Genomic DNA, 1,479 nt, shown 5'->3' with positions numbered 1-1,479 from the left:
CTGATTTTCAACAATCGGGCGCAATTCCAGAAAAATTGCGCTCTTTCTTTAACTATAGGGCCAGATTACTGAGGGAATATTCTGAGATTGTAAAGCCTTACACTTAAACTAAAGGTTCAGGTTAGCTGAATAAGGAGTCCTTGTAGTAAGGATATGATTTATTAAATACATGCAAATTAAAGTGGTTATTAAGGATGGGCTTATCGAATAAATTCGTGACTATAACTAGGTTTTGGGTGATGAATAATTAAAATAATAAGGAGAAATTAAATGATAAAAATTGACGTAGATTTAGTTTCGAAGTTAATAAATTGCCAATTTCCAGAGTGGTCTAATTTGGAAATCAAGCCTGTTATAAAAAGTGGAAATGATAATAGAACATTTCACTTAGGAAAAAGTATGAGCGTTAGGTTACCAAGCGATAAAGCCTATGTGCCACAAGTTGAAAAAGAACAAAAATGGTTACCCATATTAGCCAAGCATCTTTCTACACCAATATCAGAACCAATAGCTAAAGGAGAGCCAAGTGAGGATTACCCATATCCTTGGTCTGTAAACAAGTGGTTGGATGGAGAGACATTAACTTTAGAAAATATAGATGATTTAAATCAATTTGCAATTGATTTGGGTAATTTTTTAGTTGAATTACAATCAATTGACACCAGTGGAGGTCCCTTAGCTGGGGAACATAATTTTTATAGAGGTGGAGATATTGCTGTATACGATGATGAGTTTAGAGATGCCATTAATAATATAAATTCTTTTAATAAACATATATTGAGAGAAATTTGGGAATTGGCATTAGCTTCAAAATGGGCTGGAGAACCAGTATGGGTCCATGGTGACGTAGCACCAGGGAATATATTAACTAAAATTGGTAAATTGTATGCGGTTATTGATTTTGGCATATTGGGTGTAGGAGACCCATCTTGTGATGCTGCAATGGCCTGGACTTTTTTTGATGATAGTACGAGAAAGTCATTTAAGAATGCATTGAATTTTGATGAAGAAACTTGGAATAGGGCAAGAGGTTGGGCTTTATGGAAGGCTTTAGTAACCTACAATTATAATAAACAATCAAACAAAACAATCGCAGATGAAACATATAGAATTATAAAAATAATTCTTAATGATTACGAAACTGAAAAATAAAGTCATTAAAATAGAACTTTATTTTGCACTAACAGGTGCATTTCAGTAATATGCAGGAACGTTTTTTTACTAAAAAGCAGGTTAGTTGAAGAAAAAATTGAAATAGAATTTAGTGGACCGGAACTAACAGATAAACAATTATGTAAGTTTTTAGAAGGTATTGCATCAAAGTGAGATAGATTTTCAGATAGCTTTTTGCTAACCAGAACGCTTGAAGAATGTACAATATTCCTTAATAACATTGAATTTATTGAAATATTTGATAAATAATTCTAAATTTCATAATTAAGTTTGTGAAAAGTTGTACTTAAACTAACGGGGCAATTT

The 1,479-nt window shown here is 32.1% G+C and carries 1 protein-coding gene; it reads left to right on the top strand.

All coding sequences use genetic code 11. The features are described from left to right. Positions 1 to 270 precede the first annotated feature (270 nt). Positions 271 to 1,152, top strand: coding sequence for an aminoglycoside phosphotransferase family protein (locus V7149_RS24490; RefSeq protein WP_335348175.1), 882 nt, complete (start codon positions 271 to 273; stop codon positions 1,150 to 1,152). Positions 1,153 to 1,479 lie beyond the last annotated feature (327 nt).

This window comes from Bacillus sp. JJ1503 (assembly GCF_036965125.1).
Classification (GTDB): domain Bacteria; phylum Bacillota; class Bacilli; order Bacillales; family Cytobacillaceae; genus Cytobacillus.
This window is presented reverse-complemented; position numbering and strand designations above follow the sequence as displayed.